Annotated in this window: 13 protein-coding genes; 6 read left to right on the top strand and 7 right to left on the bottom strand. The window is 74.7% G+C overall.

Annotated elements, in window-relative coordinates:
- A partial coding sequence (locus GL263_RS09360; protein WP_194377302.1) for a saccharopine dehydrogenase NADP-binding domain-containing protein occupies positions 1-1,044 on the bottom strand: 1,044 nt, incomplete at its 3' end.
- A gap of 69 nt (positions 1,045-1,113) precedes the next feature.
- Between GL263_RS09360 and GL263_RS09365 the strand changes: the two genes are divergently transcribed.
- Positions 1,114-1,758 (top strand): TetR/AcrR family transcriptional regulator, encoded by a 645-nt coding sequence (locus GL263_RS09365; protein WP_323379314.1) that lies wholly within the window; start codon positions 1,114-1,116, stop codon positions 1,756-1,758.
- 38 nt (positions 1,759-1,796) lie between these two features.
- Here the strand turns inward: GL263_RS09365 and GL263_RS09370 are convergent, their stop codons facing one another.
- Positions 1,797-2,309, bottom strand: a complete 513-nt coding sequence (locus tag GL263_RS09370; RefSeq protein ID WP_323379315.1) for a GbsR/MarR family transcriptional regulator — start codon at positions 2,307-2,309, stop codon at positions 1,797-1,799.
- 88 nt (positions 2,310-2,397) lie between these two features.
- Between GL263_RS09370 and GL263_RS09375 the strand changes: the two genes are divergently transcribed.
- The 5 genes from GL263_RS09375 (at position 2,398) to GL263_RS09395 (ending at position 7,861) form a co-directional block, all read left to right on the top strand.
- Positions 2,398-3,402 (top strand): ABC transporter ATP-binding protein, encoded by a 1,005-nt coding sequence (locus tag GL263_RS09375; protein WP_182855133.1) that lies wholly within the window; start codon positions 2,398-2,400, stop codon positions 3,400-3,402.
- Entirely contained in the window at positions 3,399-5,054 is a 1,656-nt protein-coding gene (locus GL263_RS09380; protein WP_182855134.1) for an ABC transporter permease, read from the top strand. The genes GL263_RS09375 and GL263_RS09380 overlap by 4 nt, the downstream gene beginning before the upstream one ends.
- A gap of 246 nt (positions 5,055-5,300) precedes the next feature.
- Positions 5,301-5,960 carry a hypothetical protein gene (locus GL263_RS09385; RefSeq protein ID WP_182855135.1) on the top strand — a complete coding sequence of 220 codons (660 nt, stop codon included), beginning with the start codon at positions 5,301-5,303 and terminating at the stop codon, positions 5,958-5,960.
- Between the two features lie 77 nt (positions 5,961-6,037).
- Positions 6,038-6,652 (top strand): class F sortase, encoded by a 615-nt coding sequence (locus GL263_RS09390; RefSeq protein ID WP_182855136.1) that lies wholly within the window; start codon positions 6,038-6,040, stop codon positions 6,650-6,652.
- A gap of 543 nt (positions 6,653-7,195) precedes the next feature.
- Complete coding sequence (locus GL263_RS09395) at positions 7,196-7,861, top strand: GntR family transcriptional regulator (RefSeq protein WP_182855137.1); 666 nt, start codon at positions 7,196-7,198, stop codon at positions 7,859-7,861.
- A 60-nt stretch (positions 7,862-7,921) separates the two neighbouring features.
- Here the strand turns inward: GL263_RS09395 and GL263_RS09400 are convergent, their stop codons facing one another.
- The 5 genes from GL263_RS09400 to GL263_RS09420 all read right to left on the bottom strand — a co-directional run.
- Entirely contained in the window at positions 7,922-8,839 is a 918-nt protein-coding gene (locus GL263_RS09400; protein WP_182855138.1) for a phosphoribosylaminoimidazolesuccinocarboxamide synthase, read from the bottom strand.
- A 130-nt stretch (positions 8,840-8,969) separates the two neighbouring features.
- Positions 8,970-10,463 (bottom strand): N,N-dimethylformamidase beta subunit family domain-containing protein, encoded by a 1,494-nt coding sequence (locus GL263_RS09405; protein WP_182855139.1) that lies wholly within the window; start codon positions 10,461-10,463, stop codon positions 8,970-8,972.
- Positions 10,464-10,601: 138 nt separating this feature from the next.
- Entirely contained in the window at positions 10,602-12,206 is a 1,605-nt protein-coding gene (locus GL263_RS09410; protein WP_182855140.1) for a hypothetical protein, read from the bottom strand.
- Between the two features lie 395 nt (positions 12,207-12,601).
- The gene (purD, locus tag GL263_RS09415; RefSeq protein WP_182855141.1) at positions 12,602-13,870 is read right to left on the bottom strand and encodes a phosphoribosylamine--glycine ligase; all 1,269 of its coding nucleotides are present in this window, start codon (positions 13,868-13,870) and stop codon (positions 12,602-12,604) included.
- Between the two features lie 116 nt (positions 13,871-13,986).
- Positions 13,987-14,924, bottom strand: a 938-nt coding sequence (locus GL263_RS09420) for a cobalamin B12-binding domain-containing protein (RefSeq protein WP_182855142.1), incomplete at its 5' end; no start/stop codon positions are given.

Below are 14,924 nucleotides of genomic sequence, written 5' to 3' on the forward strand. Positions count from 1 at the left end.
CGGTGGCTGCTGGCGGTGGAGGGTGACGCCGTGGGAGGCCAGGCGTTCGGGGAGGTCGGCGAGGGCGGGGAGCTGTTCGAGGTGGTGGACGCCGGCGGGGGTGAGGCCGTCGAGCAGCGCCTTTGCCGTGTGCGCGGCGACGAGGCCGGTGATCTCGCTCTGGCGGCTGCCGGTGAGGGCGAACGCGGCGTGCCGGTCGCCGTGGCGGGCGTCGGCGCGTAGGGCGAAGTCCTCGCCGCCGAGGTGGACGGCCGAGAAGGCGCGGGTCAGCGCGCGGCGTACGGCGGGGCGGCGGAGTGCGCGGCGCAGGCCGGCGCGGCGCAGGGCGAAGAGCGTGGCGGTGAGCGGCCGGGAGTCCAGGCACAGCCGGGTGGTGACGTGGGGGACGTCGAGGGTCCCGGGGAGGGTGTGCTGGTCGGAGAACGGGAAAGGGTGCGCGGTGCGGGCGCCGAAGCCCGGCAGCTCGACCCGCAGGGGGTGGGCGGTGGCCGGGTGCGGGGCGGGTTCGGCGAGTCCGGCGACGGTCCAGCGGACGGCGTCCTGCCCGTGGTGCTCGCCGGTGCCGAGCAGGACGGTGAGGTCGAGGCGTTCGGCGCCGCCGACGGCGTCGTGCGCGCGGCGCGCGAGGAGGTTGGTCAGTCCGGGGGCGACGCCGACGCTGAGGGCGGCGGTGGCGCCGGCGGCGCGGGCGGCGTCGTGGAGCCGTTCGGTGCGCTGGAGGAGCAGCGGGGTGGCGTTGACGTCGACGAGGTGGATGCCGCGTTCGAGGCAGGTCCGGGCGGCGGACTCGTCGGGTGGTTCCACGCAGAGGACGACCAGCGTCGTCCCGGTTTCGTCGAGGACGCGGTGCAGGGCGGCCGGGTCGCTGACGTCGAGGGTGACGCCGCCGGCGCGCCGGGCGCGCCGCGGATCGCGTCCGGCGGGGAGGACGCGTCCGGGGAACCACCGGGACAGGGCGGTGGTGACGGTGGCGCCGACGGCGCCGTAGCCGCCCACGACGAGTATCCGGTGGCCGTCCGCGCCGGCCGATTTCGCTGTAGTCATACTCCAGTGAAACACACTGTAGTGTCACTACAGTCAGAGGCGGATCGGGGCGAGTCGGGAGGGGCGCGCGTGGGGCGTGGCGCGGAGGCGGAGGGGGTGCTGACGCGCGCGGAGAAGACGCGGCGCACCCGGCAGCGCATGCTCGACGCGGCGCGGCGGTTGTTCGTCGAGCGCGGCTGGGCGGCCGCGACCGTCGCGGACATCGCGAAGGCCGCCGAAGTCGGCGTGCAGACCGTCTACTTCACCTTCGGCGACAAGCGCGCGCTGCTCAGGGAGCTGCTGGACACGGCGGTGGCCGGCGACTCGGACCCGGTCGCCACGCTGGACAGGCCGTGGGCGCGCGCGGTGCTGGCCGAGCCCGACCCGGCGGCCCAGCTCGCCCGGCAGGCGGCGGGCGCGAGGGAGATCATGGAGCGGGCCGCGCCGGTGCTCGAAGTGGTGCGCGGCGCCGCCGCCTCGGACGAGCAGATGGCGGAGCTGTGGCGCCTCAACCGGGAGCAGCGGCACACCGTTCAGCTGAGTTTCGCGCGAGCGCTGGCCGGGAAGGTGGCGGGCCCGCTGCGGGAGGGGCGCGACCCCGGCGCGGTCGCGGACGTCGCGACCGTCCTGCTCGGACCGGAGACGTACGGGCCGCTGGTCACGGAGGCGGGCTGGCCCCCGCCGCGCTGGGAGCGCTGGGCGGCCGACTCGCTGGTCCGGCAGTTCCTGCCCTAGTCCCGCCACGTCGGCCGCTCCGCCGGCGACCTCTCGGGTCAGCTCTCGCGGCGGGTGGTGCGCCAGCGTTCCATCAGGGCGGCCATTTCGTTCCGCATGAAGGTGAGGAACTCGACGGACTCGGCGATCCGCCGGCCCGCGGGGCTCTCCGGACCGACCGCCTCCACGCCCGAACTGAACGTGTGGATCCAGCGGTTGAGGACGGCGTCGCGGTTGGTCATGGCCTCGTACCAGACGTCGGTGTGGACGCGGTACCGCTCGCGGCGCGAGCCCGGTTGGCGTTCCCGCGCGATGAGGTGCACCTGGGAGAGGTAGCGGACGGCGCCCGAGACGGCGGCCGGGCTGATCAGCAGCCGTTCGCCGAGGTCGGCGGAGCTGAGGGAGCCGGTGTCGGAGGCGAGCAGGCAGCTGAAGACGCGGGCGGGCATACGGGGGAAGCCGGCCTCGGTGAGGTCGGCGGCGAGTCGTTCGACGAAGTCGGCGACCTCGGGCGGGTAGTCGCCCTCCCGCTGGGGCCGTTCTGGGCTCGACTGCTCTTCGCTCTTCTCCACCACAGCTCCATCTTTGCAGGTCAGCCGCTTGGGACACTGAGCCGTTCCATAACTTCACAAAGTTGTGAAACAAGCGTACCTTCGAGGCATGACCAGGGAGACCACGGCCATCTCGGTGTCCGACGTTGTGAAGACCTTCGGTGAGACCCGTGCGCTGGACGGCCTCGACCTACGGGTGAGGACCGGCGAGGTGCACGGCTTCCTCGGCCCCAACGGCGCCGGCAAGTCCACGGCGATCCGCATCCTGCTCGGGCTGCAACGCGCCGACTCCGGCACGGCCCGCATGCTCGGCCTCGATCCCTGGCGGGACGCCGTCACACTGCACCGCCGGCTGGCGTACGTGCCGGGCGACGTGGAGCTGTGGCCGGGCCTCAGCGGCGGTGAGGCGATCGACCTGCTGGCCCGGCTGCGCGGCGGGATCAACACGGCCCGGCGCGACGAACTCGTCGAGCGGTTCGACCTCGACCCGACCAAGAAGGGCCGCAGCTACTCCAAGGGCAACCGGCAGAAGGTGGCGATCGTCGCGGCGCTCGCCTCCGACGCCGAGCTGCTGCTGCTGGACGAACCGACGGCCGGCCTCGACCCGCTGATGGAGGTCGTCTTCCAGGACGTCATCCTGCGGGCGAAGGCCGACGGCAAGACCGTGCTGCTGTCCAGCCACATCCTGGCGCAGGTGGAGAAGTTGTGCGACCAGGTGAGCATCATCCGGCAGGGCCGGATCGTGCAGTCCGGCACGCTCCAGGAGATGCGGCACCTGACGCGTACGACGGTCGAGGCCGAGACCGAGCGCCCGGTCACCGGGCTGGCCGAGCTGCCCGGCGTGCACAACCTCCGGGTCGACGGCGGCCGGGTGCACATGGCGGTCGACGGTGCCGCCCTGGACGAGGTGATCGGCCATCTCAGCCGGGCCGGCGTCCGCGCGCTCACCAGCCACCCGCCGACGCTGGAGGAGCTGATGCTGCGCCACTACGGCGACGAGCTGAACGCCGCGAACGGCCGGTCGACGGAACAGGCCGAACAGGCCGGGCAGGCCGGGCAGGCCGGGCAGGCCGGGCAGGCCGGGCAGGCGGACCAGAACGGGACGTCGCGATGACCGCCGCGACGGCCGGGAAGACCACGGCTCCCGACCCCGGCGGCCGGCTGGCCGAGGCGCTGACCGGGACCGGCACGCTGCTGCGCTTCAACCTGCGGCGCGACCGGATCCGGCTGCCGGTGTGGCTGTTCACGCTGCTGCTTGCCACGCTCGGCTCGCTGAGCAGCTTCGTCGACCTGTACGGCGACGCGGAGCAGCGGCAGGCGACCGCGCGGACGATGGACACCCCGGCGGGCCTGGCGCTCTCCGGGCCCCGCGAGTACCTGACGGACTACAACCTGGGTTCGATGCTGAGCCACCAGATGATCGGCTTCACCGCCGTCCTGGTGGCGCTGATGAGCGTCTTCATCGTCGCCCGGCACACCAGGACGGAGGAGGAGACCGGCCGCGCCGAGCTGGTCCGCTCGGCGGTCGTCGGCCGGCACGCCTACCTGACGGCGGCGCTGGGTGTGGCCGTGCTCGCGAACGGGGCGCTGGCGCTGCTGCTCGCGGTCGCGCTGGGCGGCTCCGGGGTGGAGGGCGTGACCTGGGGCGGCTCGGTGCTGTACGGGGCGGCGCACGCGGCGGTGGGGTTGGTGTTCGCGGCCGTGGCGGCCGTGACGGTGCAGATCACCCCGTACTCCAGGGGAGCGTCGGGGCTGGCGCTGGCGGTGGTGGGCGCGGCCTACCTGCTGCGGGCGGCCGGCGACGTGGGCGGCGGCGCGCTGTCGTGGCTGTCGCCGATCGGCTGGGCGCAACGCACCTACCCGTATGTGCACGACCGCTGGTGGCCGCTGCTGCTGGCGCTGGCGCTGCTGCTCGTGGTCGCGGCGGCGGCGTACGCGCTGAGCGTGCGGCGGGACGTCGGCGCGGGGCTGCGGCCGGCCGCGCCGGGCCGTCCGGCCGCGAGCCGGCACCTGACCCGGCCGCTCGGCTTCGCCCTGCGGCTGCACCGGGGGCTGCTCGTCGGCTTCGGGGTGGCGGCGCTGCTGCTCGGCGCGTCGTACGGCTCGCTGCTGAGCGAGGTGGAGTCGCTGATCGAGCAGATCGGCGCGTTGGAGGAGGCCGTGGAGGGCCTCGGCGGCGCCTCACTCGTGGACTCGTTCTCGGCGATGATCCTCACGGTGACGGCGACGGTGGCGGCCGTGTACGCGGTGCTGGCGACGCAGCGGGCCCGTTCGGAGGAGACGGCCGGCCGGGCGGAACCGCTGCTGGCGACCGCCCTCTCCCGTGAGCGGTGGCTCGGCGGGCACCTGACGGTGGCTCTGCTGGGCGGGGCGCTGATGCTGCTGCTGGCGGGCTTCGGTTTCGGTTTTGCGGGGGCGCTGTCCACGGGGGACTGGGCGCTGGTGCCCCGGCTCACGGGCGCCTCGCTGGCGTACGCGCCGGCGCTGTGGGTGACGGTCGGCGTGGCCGCGGTGCTGGTCGGCTGGGCGCCCCGCTGGCTCCCGGTGGTCTGGGCGGTGCCCGTGTACGCCTTTGTGGTCGGCTACCTGGGCCAGATCTTCCAGTTCCCGGAATGGACGGGGAACCTCTCGCCGTTCGGCCACGTGCCCCGGCTGCCGGCGGAGGCGCTGGACTGGTCGCCGCTGCTGGCCCTGACGGCGCTGGCCGCCGGGCTGCTGGCGCTGGGCCTGGCCGGTTTCCGCCGCCGCGACCTGGACTCGAAGTAGGCGACCGGCTGACAGGGCGTCACCCCTGACGGCCCGTCCGGGCCGCCTCCCGATCCGCACGCCCCGCCGGGCCTCCCGGCGGGGCGTGACACGTGCTCAGAACGCCTCGGTTGGCGCAACGTCGCACCCGTCGGGCGGTACAGCGGATGCGGCACGCCCGAGGCGCTGGTCGCATGAGTCACGACGGCGCGAACGATCGCGGAGGAAAAGCCTCCGCACGCGCCGACCACGGAGGTACCGCATCTCATGAAGACGCGCTCTCTCGCCACTGTCGCCGCCGCCTCGGCCGCCCTGGTGCTGTCGATGGCCGGTCCCGCCCTCGCCGGTGGCGAAACCGGCACCGGCGGACTGACCGTCCACCCGTCGACCGCCGGCCCCGGCGCCACGGTGCAGATCACCGCCCACTGCAAGGCCGGCGGACAGGGCACCGTCGCCTCGCTCGCGTTCGAGCACAGCCAGGCGCACACCGGCGGCCACCACCACGGTCGTCACCACCACCACGACGGTCGGCACCACGACGGTCGGCACCACGACCACAACAACATGCTCGACGACAGCAAGCCCGCCGACGGCTCCACCCACCACCCGACCCACAAGAAGGGTCACCACCACCACGCCCCGTTCGCCAGCGCCAAGGTCATGCACCAGGGCCTGACCCCGGGCAAGACCTACCAGGTCACCGGCTACTGCAAGGACGGGCGTCCGCTCACCGGCAACTTCACCTTCAGCGGTGTCTCCGGCGGTGCCCACGCCGGCCTCGGCGGCCTGGCCTCCGGCACCCAGTCCTCCGGCAGCGGCATGTCGACGACCACCACGGCCGCCGCGGCCGCCGGCGGTCTGGCAGTGGCCGGTCTCGCGGGCTACCTGATGGTCTGGCGTCGTCGGGCCAACGCCGACAAGGCGTGAAGCGCCCCCGGATATCCATGACGACCCGACAGCAACGGATCGCGCTCCGCGGGCGCCGCCTGGAGACGGTGGCCGCCATGGCGACCGTACTCGCCGCGGCGGCGCTCTGCGGAGCCGTTCCGGTCAAGGAGGACACCTCCGGCGCCGGACGGCCGAACGAGCGCACCACCGTCGCGGCGGGCGTCTCCCGGCCGGAGGCCGTCGACACCCGCCCGCCGTCCCCGGAGCCCGAGCCGGTGGAGCGCGCGGAACCGGTGCGGCTGAGCATCCCCCAACTGGGCGCGTACCTGGAGGTCTTCGCGGCGGACGCGGAGAAGGACGGTACGCCCCCGGTCCCGGACGAGAAGGAAGCCGACAAGGTCGCCTGGTACCAGGGCGGCCCCTCCCCGGGCGAACGGGGGCCGGCGCTGCTCGTCGGCCACCTGGACACCGTGGAGGGACCGGCGGCGTTCGCCGGGCTCGGCTCGCTCAAGCCGGGAGCGGAGATCCGGATCGAGCGTGACGACCGGAGCACGGTGGTCTTCACCGTCGACTCGGTCGAGCAGTACCAGAAGGACGACAACTACCCCAACGAACGGGTCTACGGCCCGACGCAGACCCCGCAGCTCCGCCTCATCACCTGCGGCGGCGGCTTCACCAAGGAGAACGGCTATGACGCGAATATCGTCGCCTTCGCCAGCATGCGCGGCTGAGCGCCGCGCGGACGGCACGGGCGAGGCCCCCGAGGAGGGGCCGCCCGCCACCACACGAATAGCCGGATCGGGTGAAGGAGCGGTTCACCCACCCACAGCACAGACCGCCGAGTCGCCCTCGCCGCTCATCCGGACCCCGACGGGCCCCGCGCACCGCGGGCGCGTCGACCGGATCGAGGAGCGACCACCGCGCCCGGCCCCGGGCCACCGGCCCGAGGCCGGGCGCGGCGGCGGGCCACCCCGAGAGGGGCCATCGCCGCCACCGGCACCGGTGGCGGCGATGTCGCACGTTCGGGGCAGTGCTCCGGCGGGCCCGGCGGGCCCGGAGGTCTCGGCGGGCCCGGAGGTCTCGGCGGGAAGGCGGAGGGGTCTTCCGGAAGGAGGGCGTCCGGTTTCCGCGGGTCTGTGGTGGGCCGTCCCGGGTAGGCGAGCGGCCGATCGCGGTCCACGGCGTGCGCGTGCCGTGAGGAATCCCGCACGGTGGGTCCCGCCCACCCGGACGTGACCTAAGGTGACCGGGACCGCAGAGAGGAGTACGCCCCCATGCCCGGCACGATCACCCGCAACACTCTGCGCCAGCAGATCGCGGATGCCCTCCGTGACGAGGTGCTCGCGGGGCGGCTGCTCGCGGGGCGCAACTTCACCGTCAAGGAGATAGCCGAGCAGTACGGGGTCTCGGCGACACCCGTCCGGGAGGCGCTGGTCGACCTCTCCGCGCAGGGACTCCTCGACTCCGACCAGCACCGGGGCTACCGCGTCCACGAGTTCACCCCGTCCGACTACGGCCGCATGGTGGAGGCGCAGGCGCTGCTGGTGCGCGGGGTCTTCCGGACCCCGGCCGTCGGCGGCGCCCACGACGTGGGCCGGGTGGACATGAAGTCCGTGCGGCGGCGCGCGGAAGCCTCCCGCAGGGCCGCGCTCGCCGGCGAGCTGGACGTGCTCATCGGCTACGACCTGCGGTTCTGGCGGGAACTCTGCGAGATCCTCGGCAACCCGTACGTGACGGACTTCCTGGAGCGCATACGGGTGCACTGCTGGGTGTACTGCGTACCCCCGCTGCGGGCACTCGGCGCGCTGGACGGCCTGCTGTGGGCCGGCCACCTCGACCTCTTCGAGGCCGTCGAACGCGGGGACTGCGCGGGCGCGCTGCGTGTCATCGACGGTCACCACGAGCACGCGCTCGACCTCGCCCGCCGCCTGGCGCCCTGAACCCGCGGAGGGCTCAGGGCAGCAGAGGGCTCAGGGCGAGGGGGCTCAGGACCAGAGGGCTCAGGACCAGGGCGTACCGGTCAGCCGCTCGTACGCCTCGACGTACTTCTCACGCGTCTGCTCCACGGTCTTCGCCGGCAGCGGGGGCGGCGGCAGCTCGCCGTTCCGGTCCCAGCCCGACTCCGGGCCGCCCAGCCAGTCCCGCACGAACTGCTTGTCGAAGGACTGCTGCGCGCGGCCCGGCTCCCACAGGTCGGCCGGCCAGAAGCGGGAGGAGTCCGGCGTCAGCACCTCGTCGGCGAGGACAAGCTCGTCCGGGTCCTCCTCGCTCTCCTCGGGGAAGCCGAACTCGAACTTCGTGTCGGCGAGGATGATGCCGCGTTCCCGCGCGATGTCCCGGGCCCGGCCGTAGACGGCGAGCGTCGTCTGCCGCAGCCTGGCCGCCGTCTCGGCGCCGACGCGACGCGCCACCTCCTCGTACGGCACGTTCTCGTCGTGTTCGCCGACGTCGGCCTTGGTGGCCGGGGTGAAGATCGGGGCGGGCAGCTCCGAACCGTCCTCCAGCCCCTCGGGCAGCGCCAGCCCGCACACCGTGCGCGACTGCCGGTACTCCACGAGGCCGGAACCCGTCAGGTAGCCGCGCGCCACGCACTCGACCGGCGCCATGCGCAGCGGCCGGCAGACCATGACCCGGCCCGCCCAGTCGGCGGGCGCGCCCTCGGGGACGTCGGTGGACAGCACGTGGTTGCCGACGAGGTCGGCGAGCTGGTCGAACCACCACATCGAGAGCTGGGTGAGGATGCGGCCCTTGTCCGGGATCTCGGTCGGCAGCACCCAGTCGTACGCGGAGACGCGGTCACTGGCGACCATCACCAGCCGGTCGTCCCGGTCCCGGTACAGGTCGCGGACCTTTCCCGTGTGCACGTGCACCAGGCCGGGCACCTGCACGGGCTCGGGCTTCTCGACGAATCCGGACACCGGTCCTCCATGTGGGTTCTGCCGAAGGCGTACCGCCGATTCTCTCCCACGTGCCGGGGCCCTGCTCGACGGGGGTGCCCGGCCGGGTGGCCGTCAGGCGGCGGGTGTCAGGCGGTGGGTGTCAGGCCCGTCAGTCCCGTTTGCAGATGCGGTCCAGGAGGTTCGCCGTGGCCCGCTGGACGCGGGGGTCGGTGTGGCCGGGCCGGTCCAGCGCGGGCGACCAGGCGAACGTGCCGGAACTGAAGACCAGCGCCCCGCTGGGCGCCCGGTACAGCGACGTCTCCTGGTAGCGCCGGACGCCCCCGCGGTCCCGGTAGGGGGAGTGCGCCAGCAGGATGCGCTCGGTGTGCTCCGGCAGCGCGGTACGCGGGTGGTAGCGGTCGGCCTCGCCCGCCACCAGGCCGGGCAGTTCGTCGTTCTCCGCGGCGCCCGTCGCCTCCCACAGCCAGTGCGAGGCGTTGCGCACCACCAGCGGCCGGGGCTCCGGCACCTGGCCGGCGTACTGGACGCCGAGCAGCTGCTGCTCCGGCTGGCCCTGCTCGCGCCAGAGCTGCGAACGGCCGGGGCCGCGCCGCTTGCGGCAGCTCAGCAGCCGGTCCGGGTCCCCGGACGGCAGCGCGTGCAGCTCCACCTGCCAGTACATGGTGTTCGCCGACAGGAAGACCAGCGCCGTGCCGCTGTCCCTTGCCGCCTCGACCGCGCGGCGCATCGGCACCGACCAGTACTCGTCGTGCCCGGCGAAGACCAGGCCCCGGTAGCGGCTGGTGTCGACGCGGCCGGCGTGCAGGTCGCGGGCGTCGGCGTAGCCGAGGTCGTAGCCGTAGCGCTCCGCCCAGCGGATGAAGTCGTAGGAGTGGCCGACGTGCAGCGGCAGCCCGGCGCCGGCGTACGGGCGGTCGAAGGAGACCGTGACGGCCGCCTCCTCCTCGCCGAGCAGCCGGCCCTCCTTGTCCCACGCGTGGTACAGGCTGGCGCCGGTGGAGCCGTCCTCGGGGAACAGGTTGTACGCCTGCCAGGTGATGTCCGGCAGCACCAGCAGCAGGTCGGCGGGACGGCTGCCGCGGACCGTGAACGGCACGTGCGAGCGGTGGCCGTCGGCGGTCGTCAGCACCGCCACGTAGGCGCCGGAGCTCCAGTAGTCGGGGACCGGCAGCCGCCACGACAGCCACCAGTGGTGGCAGGAGACCGTGCGGTCGGCGGCCAGCGGTACCGGCTGCACGATGCCCGACAGCCGCGGGCTCGTGGTGATCTTCGTGGCGCCGTCGCCGCCGTAGTGGCCGATCCGGTACACGTCCACGCCGAACGGCTGCGGCGGGTTGACCGTCACCCGGAAGTCGACGGACTCGCCCGGCGCCACCGAACCCGTCGACACGAAGCCCTTGATCTGGCAGCGCACGTCGTCCGCCGTGCGCGTGGCGCCGCCGGTCCGCTGCGCCGGCAGCAGCCTGCCGTCCGCGGCCAGCCCCGCCTGGTCCGTCTCGTCCACGTACCACGGAACGACGCGGCCGCTGTCGAAGTAGTGCTCGCTGCCGCGCAGCCACGGCAGCGGCCCCTGCCCGAAGGGATCGGACACCGCGTGTGCGAGCGCGCCGGACTCCCAGCGCCGGATACGGCCAGTCCCCACCTCGATCGACCCCTCCCCGCTGCCCGTGGTACCCGGATGCGGACCCTGTGTGCTGCAAGCACATCACATAACGCAGCCTTCCGGTCACCTTTCGTCGCGATTATCGGTCGATCGGTGACCGGTCCGTCACACGAGCCGTCATACGAGCCGTACCGGTTTGTCCGCGCGGATGCCCGCGTTCGCCAGCCAGCCGCGCAACGGGTCGCCGTCGCCGTCGTCCACCAGCGACGTGACGCACTCCCGCAGCGCCGCGCGGTCGGCGCGGTCCACCCCCAGCACCGGGCCGTCCAGCCAGTCGAGCCCGGGACGGGCGCTGCCGGCGTCCACCGCGGCGCAGCACACCGCCGCCGTGACGTGGTCGGCCAGCAGCTCACGGCCGGTACGCGGCGGCGCGGGCGGAAGCCCGATCGGCGCCGGCTCCACACCGCGCCCGGCCGGCGGGGCCTGCCGCTGCTCCTCCTCGCGGGCGGCCCGGCCGCTGATGCGCGTGGCCACCGTCCAGCGCTCCTCCTCGTCCGCCAGCCGGTCCATGACCCGGCACAGCGTCGGCCGGGGCAGCTCCCCGTACCCGCCGCCGGCCCGGGGCGGGCCGGCGGGGCCCGCGCGGCAGCCCAGCACCGCCGGCTCGGCCGGCTCCGGCGCCGCGACCGCCCCGCCCGGCCCCGACCAGCGTCCGGTGTCCATCGCCTCGAACAGGCGCGCGGCCTCCGCCCGCCACGTCCGGTCCACGACCTCCTCCGGATAGTCGGCCCACGTCACCGGCCGCCACTCGGCGCCCGCCTCCGTCGGCTCGCCGTGGAAGAGCCGGCCGGCCAGCAGCGACACCCGGCGGTCTATCTCACCCGGCGACTCCAGCAGGTCGCAGGCCGGCCGCTCGCCGAGGCGGGAGGTGAAACCCTCGGCGAGCCGGTCCCGCCGGGACAGCTCCGTCAGCGCGGACACCACGCCGACGCCGAGCTGCGCCGGCCACCGCCCGGCCCGCCAGGCCGGCACGGCCACCCGCGTCAGCAGCCGGTCCCAGCCCGCGTAGGCCAGCCCGACCTGCTCCTGGGCCATCAACCGCAGCCCGTGGTCCACCCGCTGCGCCCGCGCGGAGGACGCCGCCGCAACCAGCCGCTCCATCTCGGCCGCGTGCGGGCCGATCGGCCGCAGCAGCAGCCGCGCCAACGGGCCCGTCACCGGCTGCGACGACGCGGCGTCCAGCACGCGGACGAGGCGCCGGGCCGCCGCCACGTCCGGATGCGTCGACGGCCCCGTGCCGGCGACCACCGGCGCGAGCAGCGCTCGCAGCTCCGAGACCCGCAGCCACCACAGGAACGGCGAACCGATGACCAGCGTCGGCGTCGCCGCACCGGTGTCCTCCAGCCAGCTGTCGCAGTCCGGGGTGAGCGCGACGGCCGACGGCGCGGGCACGTCCAGCCGGGCGGCCAGATCGGCGACCATCCGGTACAGGTCGGGCGCGCAGCGCTCGGGCAGCGTGGTCGTCGGCTGCGCGGGCGGCCTGGCCCGCGCGATCCGCACCACCAGCAGCGTCGCCACCGCCAGCACCACCACCGCCACGACCGTGAGCACCCGCCGGAGGCCGTCCCAGCCGGGGCCCAGATGGCCGCTCGTCCGGCCGGCCAGCAGCACCACGGCGACGGCCGCCGGCAGCAACGCCGCCGCGAACACCGCCCCGCGGATCCGCAGGACGGACTGCGCGTGATCGCGCGCAGAACGGCTGTGACCTGCCAGAGCCGCCATCGATCCGCTCACCCCCTGCCGTGTGGGACGCCTGGGCTGTCCACCCACTGTCGCACCGGGGTCCGACACCGCAATGCGTGGTGGGCCAGTCGATCGACGACGTCCGTGAGGCCGATGCGCGGAACCATAGTTCGACGAGCCCCGCCGGGGCAGGCGCTCAGGGGAACGGTCACTCGATGGAATGGCTTTGGGCAGAGGTGTTGCGCAAACGCGGTTGCCGGAGGTGCCCGGCTATCCGCCGTTAGGGCCCTAAGAGCCCTAAGGCCCGTATCGGACGTATGTCCGATACGGGCCCGTGGTCGGTGGAGCCTCCGCCCGGCGCGGCGGGCAGGGCGTCCATCAGGCTGTCAGGTTGCTGCCAGGCGCCCTGTCAGGTGTCGCCGGCCTCGGCGGCGTCAGCGCGCCTCGGTGGCCGCGCGGAGCGCGATGTCCGAACGGTGGTGCGAGCCGGGCAGGGAGATCCGGTCCACGGCCCGGTACGCGCGCTCACGGGCCACCGCCAGGTCCGCGCCGGTCGCCGTCACCGACAGCACCCGGCCGCCCGCGCTGACCACCCGGCCGTCGGCGTCCGCACGGGTGCCGGCGTGCAGCACGTACGCCTCCGGGCCGTCCTGCGCGGCGACGTCCGCCAGGCCGTCGACGACGTCCCCGGTGCGCGGCGAGGCGGGGTAGTTCTCCGCCGCCACCACCACCGTCACCGCGGCGCCCTCGTCCCAGCGCAGCGCCGGGAACGCGGCCAGCCGGCCGGTCGCCGCCGCGTGCAGCAGACCCGCCAGCGGGGTCCGCAGCCTGGCCAGCACGACCTGCGTCTCCGGGTCGCCGAACCGCGCGTTGAACTCGATCACCCGCACCCCGCGCGAGGTGATCGCCAGCCCCGCGTACAGCAGGCCGGAGAACGGCGTGCCGCGCCGGCGCAGCTCGTCCACCGTCGGCTGGAGCACGCTCGCCAGCACCTCGTCGACCAGCTTCGGGTCCGCCCACGGCAGCGGCGAGTAGGCGCCCATGCCGCCGGTGTTCGGGCCCTCGTCGTTGTCGTGCGCCCGCTTGAAGTCCTGCGCCGGCTGCAGCGGCACGACGGTCTCGCCGTCGGTGACCGCGAACAGCGACACCTCCGGGCCGTCCAGGAACTCCTCGATCACCACCCGGCCGCACGCCAGCGCGTGCGCCTTCGCCGCCGCGACGTCCTCGGTCACGACCACGCCCTTGCCGGCGGCCAGACCGTCGTCCTTCACCACGTACGGCGGGCCGAACGCGTCCAGCGCGGCGTCGATCTCCTCCGGCGTGGTGCACACGTACGCCCGTGCCGTCGGCACTCCGGCGGCGGCCATCACGTCCTTCGCGAAGGCCTTCGAGCCCTCCAGCTCGGCGGCCCGCGCGGATGGGCCGAACACCGGCACGCCGTGCTCCCGCACGGCGTCCGCCACACCGGCCACCAGCGGGGCCTCCGGGCCGACGACCACCAGGTCGTCCGCGCCCAGGCCCAGCCCGAGCGCCAGCTCGGCGACGGCCCCGCCGTCCAGCGCGTCCACGCTGTGCAGGGTGGCCACCTCGGCGATCCCGGCGTTGCCGGGAGCGCAGTGCAGCGCGGTGACGTCGGGATCGAGGGACAGAGAGCGGCACAGGGCGTGTTCGCGGGCGCCGCCGCCGATGACGAGGACCTTCACGCCGAGCAGCCTAGAGGAACCTCCACCGACCCCACACGGCCGCCTCGGCGGAACCTCCGATCCGCCGGCCGGGGGAGCCGGCCGGGACGGCCTCCTTGTGCTCCCGCTCCGGCTGCTCAGGCCGAGCGCTCCGTCGCCAGCGTCCCCCACAGGGCGGTCAGCGTGTCGAGCGCGGCACGCAGGCTCATCGGCCGGGAGGCCCCCTCGACCCGGCCCGCGCCGGCCCAACCCGGCCCGACGAGCAGCAGCGCCGGATGCTGCCGGGCGCCGCGCACCCCCCACGCCGTCGCCTGCACCCTCCTCGCCAGGCGCCGGTCCGCCGTCACCCGCGACTGCGACCACAGCACAACGGCGGCCGGCCCGATCCGCCGCACCGCCTCGTCCAACGCGTCCGGCGGGACGGCCGCGCCGAACATCCGGACCGGCAGCCCCCGTTCCGTCAGCCCGGCGGCCAACGCCTCCAGCGGCAGCGAGTGCGTCTCGTCCGGCGCGCAGGCCAGCAGCACCGGCTGGCGCACCTCGCCGACGGGCGCGCCCGCGGTCATCCGGCGCAGGAGCGTGGAGATGTGCCACGACATCAGGTGCTCGACCTCGACGTAGCGCTCACCGGAGGTCGCCCACTTGCGGCCGACCGCCCGCAGCGCCGGCATGATCACCTCGTCCCACGCGGTGACCAGTCCGTTCTCCTCGACCGCGGCGCGCAGCAGCGCGTCCAGCGCCGGCGCGTCGAGCCGGACGGCGGCGTTCGCCAGACCCCGGCACTCCGGCCGGACCGCGCCGAGCGGCAGCGCGTTCCGGCCGCCGGGCGTGCCGTGGCCGTGCGGCGGGCCGGGCCGGCCCCGCCGGTCCGCCGACCGGCCCCGCCGGTCCGCCGCGACGGGGTGAGCGGCTGACGGCGGACGCTCTTGGCGGCCCCCGCCGGGAACCTCCGTGGCGTCCTCCCGGCGGGGCTCCGCCGCCGGCCCGGCGGAGCCCTCCACGACGGGCTCCGGGACCGGTTCGCGGAGCGATCGGCTGAGGGGTTCGCCGTGGGGCCCGCCGTGGGGTTCTCGGT

Origin of the sequence: Streptomyces durbertensis, from assembly GCF_014156695.1 — a bacterium.
Lineage (GTDB): Bacteria > Actinomycetota > Actinomycetes > Streptomycetales > Streptomycetaceae > Streptomyces > Streptomyces durbertensis.

Bases quoted from the DNA above. Each gene is read 5' to 3' on its own strand.
- GL263_RS09395 (WP_182855137.1), top strand. From the start codon at position 7,196: ATGCCCGGCACGATCACCCGCAACACTCTGCGCCAGCAGATCGCGGAT.
- GL263_RS09375 (WP_182855133.1), top strand. From the start codon at position 2,398: ATGACCAGGGAGACCACGGCCATCTCGGTGTCCGACGTTGTGAAGACC.
- GL263_RS09380 (WP_182855134.1), top strand. From the start codon at position 3,399: ATGACCGCCGCGACGGCCGGGAAGACCACGGCTCCCGACCCCGGCGGC.
- GL263_RS09390 (WP_182855136.1), top strand. From the start codon at position 6,038: ATGGCGACCGTACTCGCCGCGGCGGCGCTCTGCGGAGCCGTTCCGGTC.
- GL263_RS09410 (WP_182855140.1), bottom strand. From the start codon at position 12,206: ATGGCGGCTCTGGCAGGTCACAGCCGTTCTGCGCGCGATCACGCGCAG.
- GL263_RS09385 (WP_182855135.1), top strand. From the start codon at position 5,301: ATGAAGACGCGCTCTCTCGCCACTGTCGCCGCCGCCTCGGCCGCCCTG.